This is a genomic window from Peribacillus sp. FSL M8-0224 (assembly GCF_038003055.1).
GTDB classification, from domain to species: Bacteria; Bacillota; Bacilli; order Bacillales; family DSM-1321; genus Peribacillus; species Peribacillus frigoritolerans.
This window is the reverse complement of the sequence record NZ_JBBOOJ010000001.1, coordinates 5633370-5658033: the sequence shown is the minus strand read 5'-3', so window position 1 is coordinate 5658033 and position 24664 is coordinate 5633370. Positions and strand designations below refer to the sequence as shown.

Annotated in this window: 16 protein-coding genes and 3 pseudogenes; 7 read left to right on the top strand and 12 right to left on the bottom strand. The window is 34.8% G+C overall.

Annotated features, from left to right (window positions below; all coding sequences use genetic code 11):
- Positions 1 to 2052 precede the first annotated feature (2052 nt).
- The 6 genes from MKX49_RS27615 to MKX49_RS27590 all read right to left on the bottom strand — a co-directional run bounded on the left by MKX49_RS27615 (position 2053) and on the right by MKX49_RS27590 (position 8010).
- Positions 2053 to 2760, bottom strand: coding sequence for a hypothetical protein (locus tag MKX49_RS27615; RefSeq protein ID WP_323599163.1), 708 nt, complete (start codon positions 2758 to 2760; stop codon positions 2053 to 2055).
- A gap of 75 nt (positions 2761 to 2835) precedes the next feature.
- Positions 2836 to 2988, bottom strand: a complete 153-nt coding sequence (locus MKX49_RS27610) for a hypothetical protein (protein WP_340878380.1) — start codon at positions 2986 to 2988, stop codon at positions 2836 to 2838.
- Positions 2989 to 3569: 581 nt separating this feature from the next.
- Complete coding sequence (locus tag MKX49_RS27605; RefSeq protein ID WP_340878379.1) at positions 3570 to 4901, bottom strand: peptide MFS transporter; 1332 nt, start codon at positions 4899 to 4901, stop codon at positions 3570 to 3572.
- Positions 4902 to 5287: 386 nt separating this feature from the next.
- Positions 5288 to 5923, bottom strand: coding sequence for a response regulator (locus tag MKX49_RS27600; protein ID WP_048680388.1), 636 nt, complete (start codon positions 5921 to 5923; stop codon positions 5288 to 5290).
- Positions 5920 to 7260, bottom strand: a complete 1341-nt coding sequence (locus MKX49_RS27595) for a sensor histidine kinase (protein ID WP_082162812.1) — start codon at positions 7258 to 7260, stop codon at positions 5920 to 5922. Before MKX49_RS27595 ends, MKX49_RS27600 begins: the two co-directional genes overlap by 4 nt.
- A 375-nt stretch (positions 7261 to 7635) precedes the next feature.
- A complete protein-coding gene (locus MKX49_RS27590) occupies positions 7636 to 8010 on the bottom strand; it encodes a DUF1878 family protein (RefSeq protein WP_340878376.1) in 375 nt (124 codons plus the stop codon).
- A 1486-nt stretch (positions 8011 to 9496) separates the two neighbouring features.
- On the opposite strand from MKX49_RS27590, the gene MKX49_RS27585 reads away from it, so the two are divergent.
- Complete coding sequence (locus MKX49_RS27585) at positions 9497 to 9643, top strand: BH0509 family protein (RefSeq protein WP_127777491.1); 147 nt, start codon at positions 9497 to 9499, stop codon at positions 9641 to 9643.
- Here MKX49_RS27585 and MKX49_RS27580 read toward each other — a convergent pair.
- From MKX49_RS27580 to MKX49_RS27560, 5 genes and pseudogenes are all read right to left on the bottom strand, one after another.
- The gene (locus MKX49_RS27580) at positions 9634 to 10011 is read right to left on the bottom strand and encodes a hypothetical protein (RefSeq protein WP_340878372.1); all 378 of its coding nucleotides are present in this window, start codon (positions 10009 to 10011) and stop codon (positions 9634 to 9636) included. The genes MKX49_RS27585 and MKX49_RS27580 overlap by 10 nt on opposite strands.
- Before the next feature lie 393 nt (positions 10012 to 10404).
- A pseudogene (locus MKX49_RS27575) lies at positions 10405 to 11006 on the bottom strand (cation:proton antiporter domain-containing protein); the annotation flags it as partial.
- 407 nt (positions 11007 to 11413) lie between these two features.
- Positions 11414 to 13525, bottom strand: coding sequence for a DUF6270 domain-containing protein (locus tag MKX49_RS27570; protein WP_340878371.1), 2112 nt, complete (start codon positions 13523 to 13525; stop codon positions 11414 to 11416).
- 36 nt (positions 13526 to 13561) lie between these two features.
- On the bottom strand, positions 13562 to 14755 hold the full coding sequence (locus tag MKX49_RS27565; RefSeq protein WP_340878370.1) for a glycosyltransferase family 4 protein: 1194 nt from the start codon (positions 14753 to 14755) through the stop codon (positions 13562 to 13564).
- Positions 14756 to 14771: 16 nt separating this feature from the next.
- Positions 14772 to 17639 (bottom strand): CDP-glycerol glycerophosphotransferase family protein, encoded by a 2868-nt coding sequence (locus MKX49_RS27560; RefSeq protein WP_340878369.1) that lies wholly within the window; start codon positions 17637 to 17639, stop codon positions 14772 to 14774.
- A 538-nt stretch (positions 17640 to 18177) separates the two neighbouring features.
- Between MKX49_RS27560 and MKX49_RS27555 the strand changes: the two genes are divergently transcribed.
- Positions 18178 to 19725: a right-handed parallel beta-helix repeat-containing protein gene (locus MKX49_RS27555; protein WP_340878368.1), complete on the top strand. Its 1548-nt coding sequence runs from the start codon at positions 18178 to 18180 to the stop codon at positions 19723 to 19725.
- A 427-nt stretch (positions 19726 to 20152) separates the two neighbouring features.
- Positions 20153 to 21037: a UTP--glucose-1-phosphate uridylyltransferase GalU gene (gene galU, locus MKX49_RS27550; protein ID WP_340878366.1), complete on the top strand. Its 885-nt coding sequence runs from the start codon at positions 20153 to 20155 to the stop codon at positions 21035 to 21037.
- 15 nt (positions 21038 to 21052) lie between these two features.
- Here the strand turns inward: galU and MKX49_RS27545 are convergent.
- A pseudogene (locus MKX49_RS27545) lies at positions 21053 to 21567 on the bottom strand (transposase); the annotation flags it as partial.
- Here MKX49_RS27545 and MKX49_RS28515 point away from each other — a divergent pair.
- From MKX49_RS28515 to MKX49_RS27530, 4 genes and pseudogenes are all read left to right on the top strand, one after another.
- A pseudogene (locus MKX49_RS28515) lies at positions 21561 to 21674 on the top strand (integrase); the annotation flags it as partial. The pseudogenes MKX49_RS27545 and MKX49_RS28515 overlap by 7 nt on opposite strands.
- Before the next feature lie 350 nt (positions 21675 to 22024).
- Positions 22025 to 22204 carry a hypothetical protein gene (locus tag MKX49_RS27540; RefSeq protein WP_201249566.1) on the top strand — a complete coding sequence of 60 codons (180 nt, stop codon included), beginning with the start codon at positions 22025 to 22027 and terminating at the stop codon, positions 22202 to 22204.
- A 22-nt stretch (positions 22205 to 22226) separates the two neighbouring features.
- A complete protein-coding gene (locus MKX49_RS27535) occupies positions 22227 to 22649 on the top strand; it encodes a hypothetical protein (protein WP_340878364.1) in 423 nt (140 codons plus the stop codon).
- A 19-nt stretch (positions 22650 to 22668) separates the two neighbouring features.
- Positions 22669 to 24549, top strand: a complete 1881-nt coding sequence (locus MKX49_RS27530; protein ID WP_340878363.1) for a pLS20_p028 family conjugation system transmembrane protein — start codon at positions 22669 to 22671, stop codon at positions 24547 to 24549.
- Positions 24550 to 24664 lie beyond the last annotated feature (115 nt).

Genomic DNA, 24664 nt, shown 5'->3' with positions numbered 1-24664 from the left:
CGGCCTTCCTTGTTTTCTTTGACTCGTTTCTAGGTCTTGTTGTGATGTACGAGTCATCACAGGTCGCTACTCGCGGCAATTTAGCTGCCTTCAGTACTATCGTAGGTTGTCCCTCATTCACCCCTTTATATTTCTTTAGTCCTGAAAGGTGTGTTCTTCTCCAACACATACGCTTTCATTCAAAAGAGATATAGTTCGTCTACTTCCCCATGCTCAATACCCATAAACGTTTTCAATCAAGTTTTTAACCCAATCAACCACGCTTCCTATCTGAATTCCTTGTTAAAAAACTCAATTGGTCATAATTTTCACCAATGTTTTACTACATCTTTTAGAACCTTCTAATTTTGTCGATATCTACTCAGAATTTGTAGTTATTTCTCGGGAAATTGTTGAAATTTGAAAATAGTGATTCTGAATAGTTGGAACAAAGGAATTTCTACTATTGGTTTGATTACCTCGGTTTAATTGTTATTAACATCTCAATATAGTCAAAGAGACTAAAAAAAAGTAATGAAACCTTTTTCTTATTGAAGTAATGTTTCTTAATGGTTTTTTTGTTGTTCAGTTTTAAGCTATGACATATCGTTTGTCAGTTAAATGTTCATTTCACGCGTAGCTGCGAGTTTATTGGTTGAAAATTAAGCTCTCTTTTAATTGAATGAGAACATGGACTAAATTGTCATATGTATCGGGTATCGCTATCTCTGTCTCATTGGTGCCTTCTAATCTTACTTTTTCTTGTTACAAGGGTCTTTAGCTATATCGTTTAGGGGGCTGCCCGTATCGTGTAACACTTTAAGCGTTTTGATATCGGATTGAACGAAGGTGTGCGTTTTTACATATCTTCACAATCACTTTCCGTTTCGCTCTAAGTTTTAAACATACTTTCGAACAATGATTTTGCATCTCCACGTATTTACCACTTTCTTGGAATACGATGCTCATTCAATCGGATGTATATCCTGTCGCATATCGGACCTTCCTTTCTATTAAAGATGAAGGTTCATTGAATATTTTCATGTTATATCGCACACCGATACGAAACAAGCCCCTTTCTTGAGGAATACTATTGAGGACATAGATCTTGCTGGAGCTGGGAAACCGTTGTTTTAAGCTGAGCCATATCGTTTGTCAGTGGATTGTTCATTTCAGGCGTAGCTGCGAGTTGTTCATTGGTTAAAACATTTAAAATCTCATTTATTTGTTTGGAATTATGGGTTAAGTTGTCATTATACCGGGTATCGCTATCTCTGTTTCATCGGTTCCTTCTAATCTATCTTTTTGTACATAAGATCTTTAGCTGTACCCTCCAGGGATTTGCCCTTATCGCGTATCGTATAACGCTATGTGCGCTTCGATGTCAGATTGAATAAAGATAGGCAACCACATCTAAAAAACTCATATCCGTTTCGTTCTAAGTTTTCCATACTTTTGAACAGTGGGTGTGTGCTTCCCACTTCTTCTTCCACTCCCTAAGAAAAGAATACTCGTTCATTCGGATGTATATCATGTTTCCATCAAACGTCACTTTTCTATTAAACCTAAAGATTCGAATTTATTTGCAAGCTATATCGCCCAGCGATACGCAACACAGAAAAAAAGAGCCGATCAATCCCTGTCTAGAGCACCTCTATTAAGGATGACTTTTGTTTTTGAATGCATGTTTTCAACCTCCTCAGCCCCCTTTTTATCAAACATGCCTTTATTTCTTGCTTCAAATTGTGTATTTTGTTTTAGATGCATATCGCTTAAACAAATCTCCAATGAATTTCAATTGAGCCTTCGCTTGCCTTTGGTTGAACGTCCGATACATTGGAATCGCCGAGCTCTTACATAACAGATTCCAAATCCTGTAAATTTTAAATATTCTTTCTTCATTCTGTTTTTCAGCTACGCGAATCATATATGGTACGATGAATTTTTTAATGTTTTGTGGATTCGCATCTCAATGCTTTTATCCATCATTATTTATTTAAAAAATACTTATCAAATGTTTCTTCATCAATAACAAATCAATACACAGCTAGGCAAAAAACCTTAACAGTCACCTTATTTTCTGAATATGGAGAAAAGCCCCCGCCATTTTTCGGTACGTTTTTGTAGAGCCTCTTCTAAACGTTTATTAAAGTCATTTTGTGAACTCCATTCTTTTTTCTGTTCTTCCCGCATATTTTGTATTTCTTTTTGTAAGAGTTCACTTTTTTGTTTTTCTTGTTCCAGCAATGTTTCGTAATGGGTATTTTGTTGTTCAGTTAATTGTTCAATTTTAGAATTAGTTCTTTGCGCTGAATTTCCAATACTAGAACTTATAACATGATGATCTTGCTGGAGCCGGGAAACCTTTGTTTTAAGCTGTGACATATCGTTTGTCAGTTGGACATTCATTTCACGTGTGGCTGCGAGTTCATTGACTAAAAACATTAAGACCTCGTTTAATTGATTGGGGTCGTGGGGTGAATTTTCATATGTATCGGGTATCGCTATGTGTGTTTCATTGGATCCTTCTAATCTTTCTTTTTGTTGATATACAAGGTCTTTAGCTGTATCGTCTAGGGGCTTGTCCGTATCGCGTAGCGCTATAAGCGCTCCGATGTCAGATTTAACAAAGATACGTCGATCTCCATCTTTCAAAAACTCATATCCATTCCGTTCTAAGATTTGACCATACTTTCGAACAGTGGGAGTTGCAATCCCCACTTCTTCTGCCACTTCCTTGGAAGAGAAAGCTCGTTCATTCAGTTGTATATCGCGTCGCATATCGGACCTCTTTTCTATAACTAGTTGTATCTGTAGTCTACCTGACCTTAAATTTTCTGTCTAGATAAGTATAGCCTATCTAGAAGTCGTTAGGGATAGCGATATGATTTCCTTTTCCTTTCTTCTGTTTCCATATAGGATTAGATCATCTATTTGCTTACCTGCCTTCTCTTGCATGGCCTCTATCTCCCCAGCCTTATCCTCAAGATTCCCCCTTTTTTGTTGCAAGTTACACACTCACATTAAATTTCGTATTATCACTTTAGTTAGATTGAACCCTCTTATAATTGTCATTCTTGATAGATTGTAATTTATAGGTGTATACTCTAGCTCTATTATAGTCAGCACCCACTAATATGGCCCGTAACGTTCGATGATTTCCAACACTAAATACATGATATTCTATCAACGCAGGCTTTCTAGAATAACTTTGTTCATATTTTCTTTCGAAGTGGTCAATAAAGAGTAGAATCCCATCCTAAATTCATAGGCTCTTTTACATAACCAGCTCTGAGTCCTTTTCTACTAAAAGTGGATGGCAGATTATTGAAACCAAGTCCATTAATCCACCTAAGTGTTTATTATCACTTCTCATATTAGCATTCCGTACCATTCAAATTGATGAAAGACTCGTGAAAATGCGAAACACAACAAGATTAAGCAAAAAGAAATAAAACTTCAGAGAATCGTTCCATTCTGGTTTGGGTCGTTGTGGAGATTCCTTCTCTCACCAGCTTATTTTTTCACACTATAAAAAGCTCGACCCAAATGGCCAATTATATGCCTTTTGGGTCGAGCTCCATTTCTCATTATTTCATCAGCTTTGCTACTGGCTTCGAAAGAAACAACAATACAATACCTAAACCAATTGTTACGAAACCAATCACACTGAAGATTTCCAGGTAACCTAAAGACTGCGTATATGCAGCTAATTGACCGGCTACCATATTGGCCACCGCGGAACTTGCCAGCCATACTCCCATTAGAAGAGAGGCTAGCTTGATTGGAGCAATTTTGCTTACCATTGACAAACCAACTGGTGAAATCATTAGTTCGGCTAATGTATGAAGGAAATACGTAACAATCATGAACAGGATGTTCACTTTCAGCGCTGTATCGTTTCCTGTGTACATAACGGCAGGAAGCAGTACTAAGAAACCTAAACCAACAGTGACTAAACCAAGAGCCATCTTCGTTGGGGTTTTTAAGTCACCGCGTTTTGAGCTGCCAAGCTTGTACCATAAAGCAGACATAATTGGCGCTAAAATCACGTTGAATAATGGGTTCAATGATTGGAACCAGGCAGTTGGAACCTCAAAACCGAATACATTCCGATCAATTTGGTCATTAGCATACAATGTCAATGAACTTCCTGCCTGCTCGAAAGCGGCCCAGAACGCAATGACGAAGACCGCCAAAATAACGATTGCCGTTGTACGTTTTTGTTCTCTTTTCGTTAACGGTGCAGCTGATTTTTTACCAGCTGTGACATCCGGTTTGCCAGTAGGTTCTTTACCGATATCACCTAAATAGCGATTGCCTAATAAGTTGAAAACTAACTGTCCTACAATCATGCCAATTGCTGCTGTCAAGAACCCATATTTATAGCTCATAAGCCCGACTACTAACGGTGCGAAGAAAGCCCCAACGTTAATACCCATATAGAAGATGGTAAAAGCCCCATCACGACGCGGATCATTGTCTTCATAAAGATCACCAACAATTGTCGAGATGTTTGGCTTGAAGAAACCATTACCGATAATCAGTAAACCAAGACCAATGTAAAGCGCTGTCAAACTCTGACTTGCGAATAGCGAAAAGTTACCAAGCGCCATTAAAATACCGCCTATCGTGATCGCCAATCTTCTTCCTATGAAACGGTCAGTCAAGTATCCGCCAATCATTGGCGTAATATAAACGGCACCAGTAAAAAATCCGTATATGCCCATAGCCGCAGATTTGTCGACTCCAAGCCCTCCGTTTACAACCGTTGCTGTTAAGTAAAGAACAAGGATTGCCCTCATTCCGTAATAGCTGAAGCGCTCCCATGCCTCAGTAGCGAACAGCATATACAGTCCTGGAGGATGCTTTTTCCTGGACTGGTTTGGCTGCTGAACTTCTTCTTTTAATAGTGCTTGCATAATAAAGTCCTCCTCAATATGGTTAACCACCAATCGTTACATTCACAAAATAATTGCATGGTCTTTATTTTAATAGAACAATTGATTGGTACAATGATGGCCACTCATGCCATCCAACTCACCATCAGTAAGCGTTTACATTTTTAATCTTTACTCTGGTGCAAAAAGAATCTGATAGCAAAATCTACATGAGCATTAACTTATAAAGACATTCAATGAAGGCATTTATATTTTAAAGAATCTTTAGTGTTGTAAAATAATTTTATATTATCAGAAAATATAAAAATACAGAAAAAAAAGAAAAAAAGTCTTGTTGCATTAACGGTCTGTGCAGCAACGGAGCCCCCCCATCATAATAAAAAACTGCCTTGTATTAAGGCAGTTTCTTAGTCAACAATCCATTGATATAAATTTTTGGGTCTTCCTATTTTTTGATAACTCACAATAGTTTCCACTTTCCCTTCATCAAGTAAATGCATAATATAGCGATAAACGGTCGGATAAGCCAATCCAACTTCTTTAGAAATTGTATCAACAGAAAAAGGCTCGCGATTAGAATGTAGAAAATCACTAACGTGACGAAGTGTTCTCTTACTAATTCCCTTTGTTACAAATACATCCTTTTCTTCACTGGATTTTTGCTGCGGAGCTGATTGGGTTAATTTTGCTAGGCGGGCATGCAGTTGAATTCTTGAAATCAAATCAGGTGCTTTTACAGGCTTTAAGGCAAAATCCGTTGCGCCTGCTTCAAGAAAGCGATCAGCAATTTCCTGTCGTTCATCGACTGTTAATACAAGAATCGGAACATCGGCATTAAGTTTACGAAGCTCACCCACTGTTTTTATTCCGTCCATTTCCGGCATATGATAATCAACTAAAACAACATCTGCTCCTTTTTCTGCAAATACATTTAACCCTTCTTTTCCGTTGTTAGCCGTATCTACATTCCAGCCGGCAAATTCACAAATTTCACTTAGCATATATTGAATTGATGTATCATCATCTATGACTAAAATGTTCATCTTGACACACTCCCCTCAGCTAGTTTAATCCAAAATATTGTCCCGTGCCCAAGCTTGCTATCAATTTCCACCGATGCACCATGTCCTTCAGCAACTTGTCGTACGAAAGCTAATCCCATGCCTGGATGCGATTTTGTACTGAACCCAGCTTTCCATATTTTCTCCTGCTCTTTAGGTGAAATCCCTTTCCCATTATCTGATACGCCCAACCAAAGTTCATTTTCATAGGTTTTTACCTTAAGCAAAATCTTTCCATCTTCTATTCCATTCACTGCATCATAAGCATTGTCAATTAAATTCACTAATGCCCTTGTCATTCGGATTTTATTAATGAAAATTTTAATTTCAGGATCTGTTTGAAAGTCTACCTTCAGATTAAGATTTGTCCCGCTCAGTCTGCTTGCTTCGACATATTCAACTAAATCTTTTATACGGCACCAATGTTTTTTATCATCATATAAAATCTCGGAAATCATGTCGCTAACGGAAAGAATCGATGCTGAAATCCTTTGGCAATATTCTTTAATTTTAGAATCGTCCACTTTCATACTAATTAAAGAATTTAGCCCCTCAATTGTTGTAAGAGGCGTTTTTAAATCATGGACCAGATATAGTGCTTCCCGTCCTGATCTTGACTGCATTGCTTCTAACTGCGCATAATGAAGCTCTTGCTTTATCCGCCACTTTTGTTCAGCCAATGAAAAGTACACAGCTAAAATAACAGCATTAATAACGAAAATTAAACACAAAGTTAAACTGTACAATGTTAAAGATTGCTCGAATCCAATTTGAACCGCTATACCTGTTAATTCCTTTGAAATCGACCCTTGGCCAAATCCATATTGGGATAAAGAAGGAATCTCATTCAGCCATTCAATCCCAAAGATTAATTGAGAACAAATAATCGTTTTAATAATTGGCTTTAGCCTATCCTTTTCAAAGGCTTGCAATAATAAGATGGCTAACAACAATAACAAAGCATATGCGCTAAATGAGTATGTTAAAGAATAATAAGCATTTATCACGATATAATCGAGAGGAATAACAATAAGAGGAATGATGATTTTTAACCATGGACGGTTTAAACGAGCAGCGATTTCGTCACCCAACAGTAGTGCACCAATATAATGAAACAAAGCTAAAACTGTATTTAAAGACACTAGCAAAAAAACCGCAAGCATTAACTGATTTCCTGTTTCTTCACCTTCTCTTAATGAAATAAGCAAATCAGTAAGACCAATTTCGTCAGGACCCAACCACGATAGTAAGAATACCCCGAATAAAATCACTCCAATTTTCATCCATATTGTCCAAGACTTCATAAGACTAGCTATCATAATCATTTCACCTTTGATAGATTATTTGCTTATAGAATAGAATGATAACCATTCTTTCAATTCGTATTGATTTAAATGTATGTATACCCTTCCATAACCTCATTATACGCAATTCATCATTATTATGAAAATTATAAAAAAATGGGTACGTGGATGAGCCACCCTCTATGGATAAAAAGCTACCCTATACAAAAAAATTATTATAACGTCAAATCCTTTTAGAATTATTTAACTACATTGCATTTTTTCCCATAGAAAAAACACCTTCACATTGATTGGCTGATATTCAATACCTACTTTTCAACGAAAAGTGTTTTACTTTTCTCATTTTTAGGTCAGTGCAACTATAGGAAAAGGGGTTGAAAATATCATACTTTATTGTTCCAAGAGGTAATTACATAAATCAACTTGAAGATATTGATTTCTCAAGGATTTAATTAGATAAATAGGGTTCACATCAATATTCACATGTAACAATGCCTTTTCAAAGATATCCATGGATACTGAAGGATTATCTCCTAATAATGAAGTAATGACTGCTTCATATTTACCCTTTTTGTAAGTCCCTTCCTTTATATCTTCTAAAGCATGAAGTATTTCAAAAATTACCTTTGAATCCTTTTCACTCAGATCATTATTCAAAATGAAATGAAAAAAAGTATATTGTTCAGGATCTTTATCCAAAGCAATTGTAAGTAATAACTTTTGATGATATTTCATCTTTTTAAATTCATCTACTAACTCTTCCATTAAATTCATCTCCTACTATTATAATACCCAAAGTGCAATTGCAACTTCTCTAACTCTAATAATTTCAATTGTGGTCAAACTCCTTTTAACAATGGGGTTAGGGTAAGTGTTTCCGTACTTCTAACTTTATACTAATATATTTAGTAAATCCTCTCGTCCCAAAAGTGAAACGATATAATTTACATTTCATAATTCCCGTATTTTTAGCGATGCTTCCCTGGTAGAAATCTTGTATTCCCTATACCGGTTCAAGAATCAACGATCATTCCCCTTAAAATGGGCAACTTTTAACACCAAAAACAAAGGGTTCTTTACATACGATTAAGATTGATGAAGCCCTGTTAACATGTCATAGAAGCACCGAATAGTTGATACCCAGCTTAAACGGCTTCCGAAAAAAAGCAGGAATGGAAAAGAACATTACTCCACACTTACTTAGGCATACCTACACTTCACTATTGATTGAAGCTGTAGTAGGAATTAAAAAATCAACAACCATTAGGAAATAACGAATTCATATATAAAGAAAAGGCCTCCCACAGTAAACTGTGGGAGGCCTTCAACTTTAAAAATATTCACATGTTTGGTGAGCACTCATGACTGAATCTCCCGTTAAACCCCTATATTAAGGGATTTAGCGATGCATCATGCCCGCCCATTCAATTAATAATTTAATAGGAAGTAACAAGGTAATAATATCAACACTTTTAGTTAAAGCCATCTAAGATAACTTCACAAAGTGTCATAATATTTCAATGTCAGGTGAGCAAATAGGTGAGCATTTTCAATTAAATTCTTATAAATAACTGGTATGAAGAACCTGAAAAAGCCCCCCCTATTACAAGAGGAAGCCTAAACCTAATCCTATATTATATCGGAAGGAGAAAAGATTATCATGAAAATGAAAAAATCCTTACATTGAATTCAAACTGCATTATAAGGAAATTGAACGTGTAACTAAAGTAAAAAACATTGATTTAAATATTTATCATGCTAAAGAAGATACTTCAAAACTTGGCCTAAAACAAAATTCGTTAACATTTGCTTTTTATCAAGATGGTGAAGTAAAAAAGAAACTAGATTTTATCGATCTCTCAGAAGATGATATTCAGATAGTAAGCCCGAGATGCGTTTTCAGGCAGTATTGGCTGCATTACCTGGAATTGGTTCTTTGACATTTTTCCTTATTTAAAAGTGAAAACCAAAAATCATCGGAGTTATTTCCCGCAAAAGGAAGTAACTCCCTTTTCCAGAAACTTGGGCTTGATATTTTAACAAAACTCAGGCTTTGGGAATTCGACCTTGCCTCTTTAACTGCTTCAAAGTAAATAGATAAATAACATTTCTATATTATTTCCTTAAAAATCATCTATATTTGATATTTGTTTAATCTGACATTGAGATATATAATAAAAACAAGAAAAAAAGAAAGCGTTTTCAATATTTAAATACTTCGTTACTTCTCATACTATAAGGAGGATTTAAGATGAGCCAAGTAGAAAGAAAATCCAAAGTGCAGAAATTAATTGAGCAACAAAAATTCAATGAGAAAGACATTTCCAAGATGACAGATTCACAGATTGAATATTATCACTGGCTCTATTTTGATGACTCTGTTTATGATTATATGTAACTCAAATATAAAATGATAAAAAGCGGGAAAACCATTGATAATTCATGGTTTCCCGCTTTTACTTTTATACTTTCGGAAATAACCTCTTGCAAACCCACTATTTTGTAACAAGTGAGTTTCAGTTGCTTTTTGACCTTGCTGGCTTTCAGCTTCCTTCCTTTTCCCTCCATTCCTGACACTGAAGACATATTAACGATAACTTCCATTGCATAATGAATGTTGTTTTCTTCAACCTGGTATTCATCAAGAATAGGTTTTTTATTTAAGAAATAATCGTCCTTATCCTTTTTTTTATTTAATGCTTTATGTTCTGGTAACATCAATGCTGCTTGCCATTTAATGATTCCTCTATCACGAATTGTACCCATTAGAAAGATCCCTCCCTTTCATTCATTATATACGAACTGGTGTTCTTCTTATACCTAAATTAATTTTTGCTACCAAAGAAAATTCCATAAGACTTCAAATTTTGAGTTTATTCTTAAATCATCGAAAAAACGCCATAACTAAAACCCATTTAAAACCCTTTATAATCAACTAAAAACACTTATGCGTAATCTAGTATTAATTTCACATTTAGAAGCCATTAAAACCTATTTTCATGCGTTTAAAGGCTATATTGACGACCGATATTCTAACGATTACAATAGGTTTGCTGGTGTCGACAACCAATCATTTATTGGGAGGAAAACCATATTGGAGTTTATTTTTTATTTAGTTTTAATTTTATTTTTCACAAAAATTGCTGGAGATATATCAGTACATATTACAAGTGCAATGGACATTGTGGGTTCTGTAACCTTTAATTTAGATAGCCAGCTTAGAATCCTCGGTACGACTAACCATCCTGCAAGTATAGCCACTAGGAAAAATATTAACTTTTTACCTATTAATAAACCTAATGATATTTCCTCACCAGTTCCTAAAAAGCTTAGCATCACTGCTAATATTATTACTACAAGAACGTCGTCAACAACTGCTGCACCCAGAATGGTACTTCCTTCACGAGAGTTTAGTTTGTTCATATCCTTTAGAACTTGTACAGTAATACTCACTGAAGTTGCACTTAGAAGAACACCTATAAAAAGGGAATACTCCATACTTAAACCAAACAATTCACCAACACCAAAGCCTCCAAGGAAAGGTAAAAGAATACCGAGAACCGCAACTGCAAAGGCAGATTTCCAGTTTTTCTTTAATTGTTCTAGGTCTGTTTCTAGACCTGCTATAAACATAAGTAATAAAACACCGATCCCTGAAAAATAATGAATAAACTCATTATTATTCAACCAGCCCAAAACAGCAGGACCCAAAATGATTCCGATTATTAGCTTTCCAATACCGATGGTTGACCTAAACGAATTAAACTGATCCTTAGTAAGAAGCTATTGACTTATTTCACAAACGCGCCCGATCTTATTATAAGTTCAGCTTTAACCAAGTGAACCAAAACCTTCCAAACGTAGTATTTGGAAGGTTATTTGGCATACTCATTTTTAGTATATCCGTAAGTTTTAAATCTTTTGTTGAAAAATGTTGACAACTATAGGCTGGTTTTGCTGAATAATATACTCCTTATTTTTTCATAATTAATAATAATTTTATTCAAGTTAGAATATTTTATCATGATGAACCATTGAACGTTTACGCCGTATCCAGAAAAATTAAATAGCCTGAGTCCTTATGAATTCAGGACTCAGGCTGAATAAATTGTTGCCCTTTCAATACTTTCCCATTGAAAGGGTTCACTCCACAAAAACGATAGCTGTATTACACCAATAGTTCCTTTCCTTGTTGGTGTCTCTCGCTTTGTATATCTTTCATTACAAGCTTATTCAATCTATTCATGAACTCTTTGTAATAACCTGACTGATAGTGGGAGAACGTGTTCCCGAATGGATGATCATGTTGTCCTATATACTTTGTATCTTTTAAGCTAATTACCTTACAGCCCGGGATGCATTGTAAGAACCAAGAATTAAGCTTATCCCAGAAATAATTGTTTCTTTGAATGATATGCGCCCGTGGGAACTTCTTGATGGATCCATCTGCATCAAAATATTGGGAAGTGAAACCTCCAACATTAAGGATGATTCGATCTTCAGGAAGGTATTCCTTAATCCTTTCTGCAAATTGAATCATGGCTTCCTTCCATAAGGCAAAGTAGGCTTCATTATTGGCATGTGTAACGACTTCATAATTCATGAATTCCTTAAAGTACTTGCTTTGTCTTAAAGCAAGACTTGCACTAACATATGTGTCATCATTTATTTTAATTAGGTCTCGTGCAGCATCTGCGTATAAATCGATGATCAAGTAATCAGGCTTCAATTCGCTTACCTGATCAAAGAAGTTCTTCTCAAAGTCATTTTGAATAAAATACTTGTTGTATGCCGTTACATCATCCATCTTATCAATATCTATTTCCCTAGGGGTAGAAACCATGCTAACAATAGATGAATGGAATTGCGTCAACACGCAACTGTAATTCTTCTTATAACTTGGATTAAAATAACTTGTCGAATTGAAAGGATTTCGACTAAAACATGAGCCTAATACCGCAACTTTCACTGCATCATGCTGATGTTTATTAGAGTCTATAAAATAGAAAGAGAAATGACCTTGTCCGTTTACATACGGTTTAAACTTAAAGGATGGATTCGTACTCATGATTTCGTACGAATATTTCTCTTTTTTAAGTTCTTCTGAAGGGTTTACAACTATATCCGTAATTCTACCATCCAACGTAGTTAAACGTACAAGCATATCCCATACATCTCCATGACGGATCACTTCTTCGTGTAGAAGTTCTGACATTGATAATTCTGCTTGAAAATGGGCGTTTAACAAGGGGATTTCAATTACTTTTTCTGTATAGTACACATTTTCTTTCCCAACCGTATACCGCTTTTTGAAAACTATATATGATTCGAATTCATTGAAATTCCATATATCATATTCATGAGAAGAAACTGTCCCAGTAAGCTGTACACTATTGTTTTCAAATTTGAGCTGCGAAAGGTTTATTTTTAGTTCGTTTGATCTTATAAACAGGGAAATGGAATTCTTACCAGTAACATATGGCTTGATTCTATATAAATCATTATGGGCAAACTTAAAATAATTGAAATTAAAAAGTCCTTTATTTCCGCTTGAGCACATCAATGGAGATTCAACTATTAACCCATCTTTACTTCTTAATTCGATAAATAGGTCCCATATAAGATTCTTATTCAAGTTATAGTTCTCAAATATATCATTAATATTTAGAGAGAAATCTAATGGATTTACTTCTGAAAGAGAGTCAAACACCATAGATTCGTAATACTCGAAAAGGTGTTCTTGCTCTCTTTTTTTAATCTTTAATCGAATGGAATAGCGATTCCAATCCTTATAATCCGAAATGGCTGAATTGCTCAACTGAACTGATAAATTGAAGACACCCTCATTAAAAGTGGCATGACCAATAGTTGCTGTAATCTCATTTTTCAATATATATAATGATACGCCGTTTTCCCCAGTAATGTATGGTTTTAATTTAAAAAGCTTATTATCTAAGCTTACGTAGTCACTTCTGTCTAATGTTAGTGAAGTATTTGCTTCCAGTTTGAAATAATTATCCCCAGACAATAAAAACAAGTCCCAAATCATTCCGTTATCTAGGTAAATTCCTTGCAGTAAATCGTTCATGTCTTTATGAAAACCAAATTCACTACCGTTAATCATGAGTGGAAATGTATATTCTTCTGGATATTCTAATCCATGTTCTATTTCCCTTCTTCTAATACAAAGGAAATAGTTATCTTCTAATGCAGCTTCTGCTTTACCATTCAGGGATAATACCCCATTGCTGTATCCCAAATTAGTTACTAAAACACTCATATTATCCTCCTTAATAATAGAATAAGAATACTTTGTTTAAACTAAGGAATTTACTGGTTGATTATTCGTGTTGTATAAATTTTCGTTGATTGTTTCTTCCCATATTTTCCCGATGTTCTCTATTTCGTAACGCTTAACATTATTAATGCCGTTTTTTGCGAAATATTTCCTTTTGTCTGCATTACCCATTAGTTCCATTAAGGACTCTGCAAATTTCTCTACATTTCCATCTTCTACGAGTACCCCATCTTCATTTTGAGCAATGATTTCACTCGGTCCCTTCGGACAATCAAAGCTCACTACTGGCACACCACATTGCATAGCCTCTACTATGACCATTCCAAATCCTTCAAACCTGGAGCTTAATGCATAAATAGAAGCTTTAGACAGTTCTATATCAATATGCTGGGTTGATCCCATTAAAATAACATGATTATAAAGTTTATACTTTGTAATTAGATCTTGAAGGTTGTTTTTCTCACGGCCATCTCCAAAAATTTTCAGCTTCCAATCTGGATATTGTTGATTTACAATTTTGAATGCCTCAATTAATAGATCGAATCCTTTTTGTGGCACTAAACGACCAGCTGCAATGATAGTCTTGGAATCCAAAGGAGATATCACACCTTGTAAATTTGGAATAGAGTTGGTGATTTTCTTTACTTTCACTTTTCCACCTTTTAGAAGTTGTGTGTAGTCCATTGTATCCTCATCTGTTAATGTGGCCAAATAATCCAGCTTACCATAATGTTTTAAAATGGATTTCTTCATGTTTTCAGGATAGATGGAGAAATTTAAATGCTCTTGTCCAATAATACGAACCTCTTTATTCGCATATTTACTAGCAAAGATGTTGAAGCTTGGCCTTGTGGTGACTAAAATCCCTGAACTAATCGTTTTTAGAAAGTTATACAACTTTATATCTGTCAGTAACGAAAAGAAATGATACCCCTCGTCATCAGGATGAATAAGTCTGCTTTTCATTTTAGTTAACTTATTAGCTGTTTTTGTTTTTAAGCTTGTATCATCTTTTCTTCTGCTTGCTACATCGTGAAGGACAATAATTTTGATTCTGGGATCAATTTCAAAAAAGGGTACTTTACGATATCGAAAGACACTAATGATTTCTACATCGTAACCAGATTGAGCTAAATAGTTCGTCACATTTAGAACAGTCCGTACTGTGCCACCCATTCCATAAATATCAAACACTAAGAATCGAATTTTCACAACGGTCACCCCAATTCTATTCATTTTTAAATAAAGTTTCTATTGTTCTTTTAGAGGCTTTTCCGTCTTCTAAATGGCAGAATTTCTCTCTGAAACTTTTGTATCTCTGATTATATAATTTCTCTACTTTGTTAACATTTTCAATTGCATGAAAGAGCTGCTGTTCATTAAGGACTATCGGTCCTGGAGCTTCCGTCTGAAAGTCCATATAGAAACCACGAACCTGAGAACCGTAACGTGATAAATCATAGGTGAAGAAAATGATCGGTCTGTTTATATTTGCAAAATCGAACATGACAGATGAATAATCTGTAATTAACAAGTCAGAAATTAAGTACAATTCTTGAATATCGTCATAACTTGAAACATTGTAGATAAAGTCTTCAAATCCTTCAATCTTAATACGGGTAGCATCCCGGTAATGTAATCGAAGCAGTAAGACATATTCTTCTCCGAAATGTTCTTTGAAACTATTTAAGTTGAATTTAAATTCATATGGCTTATGTTGATTTCCGTTATGAAAATCATAGTCTCTCCATGTAGGAGCATACAGGATAACCTTTTTGTTTGTTGGAATATTAAGTCTTTCCTTAATTTGCACTGCTTTCCCTTCAAGGTTTGGTTTATAGAAAATATCATTACGAGGGTATCCAACATCTAACATCTGCTTTTCGAATTTGAACGCTCTCTTTAATATGGTTGATGTGTACTCATTTGGTCCTATTAGATAATCCCACCTTGCATTTCGTCTGCATATCTGAGGGGATGTATTTTCTGCATAGGATGGAGAGTTAGGGTCGATATCAAATCCGAGCTTTTTCAATGGTGTACCATGCCATGTTTGAAGATGTACTGTCTTTTCTCTTTTTTCATAAAAGTCAGGGAAGTTTCCGTTATTTACGAAATATTTAGAAGTAGCCATATAATAATAATATTTGAGGGAATGTGGTCGTACTAGAATTGGATTCCCAGGCACTTCTTGTTTAAGATTATTTAAGACCCATATAGGTTTGATATTCCGTTTTTGCTCAAGCATTTCTTCGTAGATGGCTTTTGGACTACAAGAATAGCTTTTTCCATGAAAACTTTGGAAGACGACATTCTTCTTTTTAATAGGAAGAATTTTATTACAAGCCTTATAAAAGCGAAGGCCCCATTTAGTCAGTAGTCCTTTATACTTACTTGATTGTCTTAAACGATCCTCTAAGGTTACGATTACCTTAGCTGGATCAATATTCATGGTAAATGGGATGATACCTAATTCGTGAAAAATTTCACACTGAATTAGGTCAAAGTTTATATCCTTGAGCAAGGAATCGCTTAATTCCGTAAGTCCTTGGTTAACTAAATCTACGGATGCTATAAATTGGAACTCAAGATTAGTTTTTCCCGTCTTTTCTGTTTGCCATGTAGCTGGGAAATCGTAGGTTTTACCAAATTTCCCTTTAATCGTTAGTTTACCTATGTTAGTTGTAGGGAAGTCGAGATTAGGCGGTTGGATATTTAGCTTTCCAACTATAGAAAGAATCCCTTTTTCTATTGCAACTTTTTCAATTGACTTTACGGCAAGAGAGTCTCTAGAAAATATAGACACTTCTTCATGAAGGGTATAATACGGCTTTATAGATAGGATTTTCCCTTCTTTATTAGAGAACATCTGTTGGGGTATTGAGACTAACTTTTGTTTATTCATAATGCCATCCAAACGGGTCACTAAACGATACATTTGTCCTTCTATCAAAAGGTATAAATCCCAAACTCCGGCTGTGAAAATGCCCTTTTCTAAAAGTTCTTTTACTTTGAATGTGTGAGTAAAACAAGACTGATAGATTTCAACACCGAAGTGGTATTCTTCACCAGACTGACGTTCCTTCACAACAATATCGGTGTTGTTATGGGAAACTCTCTTGGCCTTATCACGTGAAATGACACTGCCTAACAAGGTGATTTCTCCATTTTCGGAATATATTGCGTCAACTTCAGCCTGTAAGTTTTCTTTAGTCACTAATAAAGCAATTCTATGACTCTCTTCATCTATATTAATGTAAATATTCTTAATCCCGTCAGAAGACTGGAAAACGGCTGTTTTATTGAAATCTATTGTCGGTGAAATCACAATCGGTAGAATCATCTCTTGATTCTTAAAGGTCATTTTAATATGGAGGTCTGTTGATTTTTCATCTAATAACTCATAAGAATTTTTGGAGAAGTCAAGATGAATATCGAACCCTGTCCAATCATACTTATTGTCTGTTCGTCCGAAAAATGTTGAAACATCCTGACGCGCCACATTATGAATATCCATATTTAGTTCATTATTCCCTGAACGAAGAATAAGCTGCTTCCTTACATCTTTAGCCTTCTCTACACTCCATGAGGGAACTAAAAAATATCCACTTAACATTAAACTACCGTTTTCTTCAAGGGCAAAATTTTCTATCTTGAGGATAGCTTTACTTTCCTCGCATTTAAAAGATAAATTCCCTTTAATGGTGGAATAAGGAACTAACGAAATATTTGAGTTTGTTAAATAAAAAGGGGGTAATTCAATGGATTCTGTAAGTTTATTTTTGACCCGAAATTTACTTATAGTTCCTTCTTTTTCATTTTGTAGATAAGCATCCCAGATTCCCGTTGTAAGGTAGTTAATATAATTATCTATAGAAATATCTATACTTAAAATATCGGTTTCTCCGTACTCGTTTACTGGAAACTTCAAAACCTGTTGTGATGATCTCTCGATTAATGTGAAAGACACTGTTCCTTCTTTTACCATTTCATCTGTTTTCAATGTGATGTTTAATATTTCACCTTGGTACTTGATATCAAACAAAGAACACTCTGACTGTTCCTTTGGAAGCCATAATAATTCTAAAACCTTCATGTTGCACCTCTCAAATCAAAAAATATAATGAGTTTTTAACTCACAAGGTTCTGTTGTTTGTGAAAAAAACTTTTAACAGTCACGGATCATGAGTGTTAATAGAATTCCTAGTCTCCAAACTTATTAAGTTTTGATAAAATCCGTAAGAAAATCATATCTTTTGGGAAGTATTCATTTGTAAAAAGAGGAGTTTGTTTTTTGCATGAACCAATTCCCAATTGTATAATGTATTTTGCGATAATTTTACATAAAATTCATATATTTTTTACAATAACCTAATATTTTAAACAAAATTGAGTATATCATACCATCTAGTTACAAACCATAAGGATTTTTTGTTTGTAATTACGTAAGGATAGGGAATATAGTTGAAAGATGAAATTAGAACCATATACATCCGTTTATTACATTGAACCACAGAAGCTTAATTTATACTTATCTCAAAATGGTAAACTATTCGAAATAAAGATTGTTAAAAAATAAGTGTTTTAGCTGATATGTTACTATCAAACTACTGACAAAAGGAATTATCTTTCAAATGAACAAAAAACAACGTGTAATAAACAAACCAATAAAAGTAACTTTTATCATCATCTGTTTTATTTTTGCCTTTTTTATTATTCTCGAAGGCATCGAATCATTGAAAGACAATGAGTCGTCTAAATCTGTCTTCAATGTACAAGCTTTGGGTGCAAAAGGGGATCGTATTCATAACGATACGAAAGTAATTCAAGAAACCTTAGACTTGGCTAAGACAAGCAATACGCCGATCAAGATTTTCATTCCAAAAGGAACATATAAACTTACAAATACGTTACGTATATATAAAAATACTCATTTAGTTCTAGAAGACGGTGCTGTGCTATTGCGTAGTCATGACAATACAATTATGGTCAATGGTGACGCTGGGGCTATGTACACGGATTATAATGGACATGGCAATATTACTATAGAGGGTGGAATCTGGGATGGCAATATCACAAACTACCCAGACCCGTTCAATGCTATTGGAATTGCAAGAGGTAAAAATATTACCATAAGAAATATAGAAGTTAGAGATATAGCCAGTGGTCATGCTATTGATTTAAACGCTTCCAAAAATGTCGTAATAGAAAATAGCGAATTTTTGGGATTTAAGGACACAACACCTGACCACTCCCGCTTTTATTCAGAAGCTATCCAAGTTTCTGAGCATACTAAATTGGGTTTTAGTCAATATGGAGAGTATGATGGAACACCTTCCAAAAATGTCACAATTCGCAACTGTTACTTTGGTGCTAGTGGAACGAAGGGCACAATTGCTTGGCCAGTAGGAATTGGAAACCATGGTTCTGTCCACAACAAATTCAGCACGGATATTAAGATACACGATAACATATTTAGAGGAATTACCTTCGTAGCGATTCGTAACTTTAAATGGAAAGATACTACCATCCAAAACAATACTTTTTTAGATGGTAACAGAGGGATAGCCCTTTCTAACCCTAATGGAAAAGGGGAATCTTCGAAAACGTCTGATGGTATTCAAACTGGACTACCACAATCAGGTAGTCATACGACGATATCGAAAAACACATTTGAAAATACTCGTAGAGAGAATATATATGGTGAGGGTTGGCCTAACCATTCAACTATTGCAAAAATAGAGTCCGTTATTATATCTGATAACGTCTTTAATCATCAACTTGGTGGTAATCAAAGGCCTAACATTTATCTCAACTGGGTAGATGATGTATATATTTCAAACAATAGGATCTCCAATGCCTATCTCGGAATATATTTGGGATTTGCTAGTAATGTAACGATCAGTAAAAATACGTTGGAAAATATTGTGACTGATGGATTATTAGTAGACGAACCTGATAAAAACTATCAACATAAAGGATATACAAATAATATTGAAGTAACGCAAAATAATCTCTCGAATTTTGGTAAAATGGGGCTGTTTATTCAATATACAAAAGGATTTACTATCAAAGAAAATAAAATTATAACTAGCCCTGAGAAAAACAGTATTCAGGTGGACAATTTGTCCAGCAATGGTGAAATTTTAGAAAACACGATTATTACAGATGTGAATCAATAAAAATAATAATGAAAAAGACAACTTAGTGTATGGAATGAGAAAGAAATAGAGAATAGAGGAAAAAGACTAGCTGAAGGGCGTAAATGTCGCACAAGAAGGAACCACTAAATATCTAGTGCTAAAGGAAAAAACGGATCTTCTTGAAAGGTCTCAATATATTCAAAATCATTTTTACTTTAAGACAGTAAGCCTATATATGAATGGATGACATCCCTGTTTCCAGCAAAGGTATATAAAATGAAGAATCCCATGTTAAAAACGTTACAAAAATGTTAATTGATTATGACATAAAAATTACATATTATAGTATAGTAGGTAAAATGGATCAATAAACGGATATCTAATAAAGGAACTCATAAATTCATGTGTTTTTTTATTAGATTTTTGTTGTGTTCTTAGATAAATAAAATAATCGGGGGAATTAAATTTGAAAAAAGTAAAAAAAGCAATAATTCCAGCAGCAGGGTTAGGTACTAGATTTTTACCAGCTACGAAAGCTATGCCAAAGGAAATGTTACCAATTGTAGATAAACCAACAATTCAATACATTATTGAAGAAGCGGTGGCATCAGGAATCGAAGATATTATTATTGTTACGGGTAAAGGGAAGCGCGCAATAGAAGACCACTTCGATAATGCTCCAGAACTCGAACGGAACTTACTAGAAAAAGGAAAATTAGACGTTCTAGATAAAGTACGTTATCCTTCAGATCTTGCGAATATTCACTATATACGACAAAAAGAGCCAAAAGGACTAGGACATGCTGTTTGGTGTGCACGTAATTTCATTGGAGACGAACCATTTGCCGTGCTTTTAGGTGATGATATTGTTCAAAGTGATACTCCATGTGTACGTCAATTGATTAATCAATATGAACAAACAGGCTCTTCTATTATAGGAGTACAAAAAGTACCACACAATGAGACACATCGTTATGGAGTTATTGATCCTTCTACTATAGAAGGTAGACGTTATCAAGTGAGTAATTTTGTTGAAAAGCCAATGCAAGGGACTGCACCATCTAATTTAGCAATAATGGGACGTTATGTCTTAACACCTGAAATATTTGAGTTCTTGGAAAACCAAGAAACAGGTGCCGGTGGGGAAATCCAATTGACAGACGCTATTCAAAAGTTGAATGAGATGCAAAGGGTCTACGCTTATGATTTCTACGGAAATAGGTTTGATGTTGGTGAGAAATTAGGGTTTGTAAAAACTACAATTGAGTTTGCATTGCAACACGAAGAATTACGTAGTGACGTCCTTAAAATTATGGAAGAATTGCTTAAGAAAGAAATGATTCATAATTAAACCGAGATATTGAACTTACAATATTTTCGAAAAGGTTTTGTTTATTAAAAGTGCATAAATCCAATGTAAGAGTTTGTTTGCACAAGCTTATCACAGCTACTCTAAAAGGTTTTCCTTCTTCTCATTTCTTATCATAAAACTCTCGTAATCTCTTATTATGAGGAAGGGTTTCATCGTTGTTTTCTATTTGCGACAGTCAAGATAGAACATATATCAGCCATATACAAAGCTTGTCGTAATCTGCTAGAGCCTCTTTTGATAATTCGATTGTAAGTACCTTTGAATTTGCCAGATTCAAATACACTTGGATCAAGACCGGCAAATGCGACTAGTTTCTTAGGGTGATTAAACCTTTCAATTCCCCCAATTTCAGAAATAATCGTGGTTGCGATTTTTTCACCGATACCGGGAATTGATCGGATAATCTTAGATTCTTCAATACTTTTTGCTAAAGCATCTATCTCATTTCCAAGCATGGATAGATGTTTTTTGTGTTCAAAGAGCTAATTAATATACATATCTAAGATTAGGGCATTCAGACATCAACACGACGATGAACATTTACGCTCATATGACAAAAAATATCGAAGAAAAGACCTCCCATAAGTTCAGTGAACTTACGAAAGGTCTCCTCTAATTGGTGAAGTAAATTTGTTTCAAAAACTGAAAGTTAGCAAAAAGTTAGCATTTCACTAATCTCCACCTTACAAACCCCTATATATCAAGGGTTCTAGGCGATGATTACATCATGCCGCCCATTCAATTCATAATTTAATAGCCAGTAATAAAGTAATAATATCAACACATTTGGTCAAAGCCACCTAAAATAACTTCACTTAGTGTCATGATATTTCAATGTCAGGTGAGCAAATAGGTGAGCATTTTCAATTATATTATAACTGATATGAAGAACCTGAAAAAGCCCCCCCTATTACAAGAGGAAGCATAAACCTAATCCTATATTTACCGGAAGGAGAAAAAATTATCATGAAAATGAAAAAATCCTTAAATCGAATTCAAACTGCATTATTAAAGAAACATATAAATGAGTTTGAAGAAAAAGATGGCATTTTAACTGAGGCTTTCATTTTAGAAGGAACAGAAGATATGATTTTCTATGTCTATAAATCTCCCTGCAAAACTGTGAAAGGTGCAATTTTATTATAAAAATTGAGAGGAGATTTTATAAATGAACTTTCAAAAGATTCTTAATGGGTGTCTTGTTTTATTCCTTGTATTGAATGTTTCAGCTTGTGGGAGTGATGGTGTAAAAGGAAATGGTAAAACAACTGAATTGAGTCTAGAGGAAGCTAAGAAGTTTAAAACAGGCTTTTTATATGTAAGGTCACCATTTGAGAGTAGAAAAGAAGAAGAAGATTTTAAAATTAAGGAAATTGAACGTGTAGCTAAAGCAAAAAACATTGATTTAAATATTTATTATGCTAAGGAAGATACTTCAAAACTTGGCCTAAAACAAAATTCGTTAACATTTGCTTTTTATCAAGATGGTGAAGTAAAAAAGAAACTAGATTTTATCGATCTCTCAGAAGATGATATTTATTTGGAAGTAGCAACATTTGTTCAAAGTGTGCAGCAGGAATATTTGAAATAGGTAACTAGGGGGAGATTGCATGGATGAAGAAGTAGCAAAGATACTTGATAAATTCTCTGATTTTCTCGAAGTAACCAATCCGATCAGTTATATGCTCCGTTGGATAGGATGGGTCATTATTAAGGGGCTTGCATGGCTTGTTGATTCCCTATCGAACATAACGGATTCAATCCTGGGATTAAAAATGTTTTACGACAGTGTTGAAATTACCACTTTTGTAGAATTTCTTATTCCCCTTTCTGTGATATTGATGGGGTTTTCGCTTCTCTACACAGGATATCAGCTCATTTTTCAAAAAAAGTTGGATCGTGAAGCCATTATAGTGAATGTGTTTATGATAATGTTTTTTTTCGCTTTGATACAAGAAGGTATGGATAAGGCAAATCAATTCACAGATAAAGCTATTGATGCTCTTGATGTTGTTGAAGAAGGTTCAATTAGTCAAAAAGTTATTAAAGAAAATATGACTGACCTTGCTCAATTTGACGTAACGGGTTGGAATACAACTGAACTTAAACATCCAAACCGAATTCCAAAAGATCGAATTTTCAAAATTAATATCACACAATCTATTGATAAAGATTTTGAACTTGCAGGGGAAAAAATGACAGATACAGGGCGTGAGGTTTACTCTCATCGTTTGGAGTATGACGATCTTGGAAATGCCAAGAAAGTTAAATTAGATAATGGTTTCTTTACTACCTTTAAAGAAAAATATTACCGTTGGGACTGGAACTTTTGGACAATTGCAATCACTTTAGGTATAACAGCTTTTACGATGCTGACAATCGCTATAAAACTAGCAAAACTGTTCTTTGAATTAACATTCAATTATATATTAGCAATCATTATAGCCCCTGCTGATATTCATTCAGGGCAAAAGACAAAGCAAATCCTTCAAAGTATCCTAAATACTTTTCTAGTGACAATTATGATTTTCCTTTCAATGAAGATTTATCTGATTGGTACAGAGTTTATTACCGATAAATTGGATGGTGTCGCCTATTTAATTGCTTTATTTGCTTTCTCTCTTGCTGTAATTGACGGTCCCAATATCGTTGAACGGTTATTTGGAATTGATGGAGGACTGAAATCTAGCTGGGGAGCCGTAGCCGGTGGTTATGCTGTTGCAAAAGGCGTAACCGGAGCAACAAAAGGAACTGCAAATACTCTGAAAGGATTATCAAGTGAAGGTAAATCAGCCGCATTGAAGGGTGTAAGTGGTATTGCAGGAGTTGCTGGAATGGCACAAGGCTTAAGAGCAAAAGGAACTGACCTTCCCACACAACCGGTTTCGAATGGTTCTAAAAGTGGTCATTCTGTAGATTTAAAGGCACAAGATCAAAATCAAGAAAAACAAAGTCCAAATGGTTCGGAAGATCCCAGAGAAATTGAAACTGGGACGCAAGAAGTAGCTTCCTCAATTGAACAAGAAATGGCACAACAACAACAAGAAAAAGGACAAACAGGAAAAGGGAAAGTAATAGGGTTGCATGATCAAATGGCTCTAAATGGTATCTCCAGTAATGGAAAACGGAGTGCAGCTGTAAACAGTCCACACTTCATCTCATCTGAATCACCAAGCCAAATGAACAATGGCGATGTACAAAAAAACGAGAAAATATCAAGTGACTATGACAGTCCCAGTCCATCATCACCTTCCTTTTCACAATCAAATTTTCCTTCGGTTTCATCTGAAATGCAAGCAGAGCCTAATAAGGAAACACCACTACAAGAAAAAGGAACTGACCGAGAAACTCGTCATGTTGGAAGCCTAATTGCTGATAATGTGCAAAACAGTCAATCAGTAAAAAGGGTTAAACGGACCTATCAAATTGGTCAAAATACAGGAGAAAGTGTAAGAAACAACATCGCTAAGTATCGTCGAAAAAAACAGTAAAAAAGGAAAATTAAAGAGAAGGTTCCCTTCTCTTTTTTTAAATAACAACCAACAAAAGGGGGACTTGAAGGGGACATTGGTCGAAAATAAGGGGACTTAAAGGGGACATTGATTA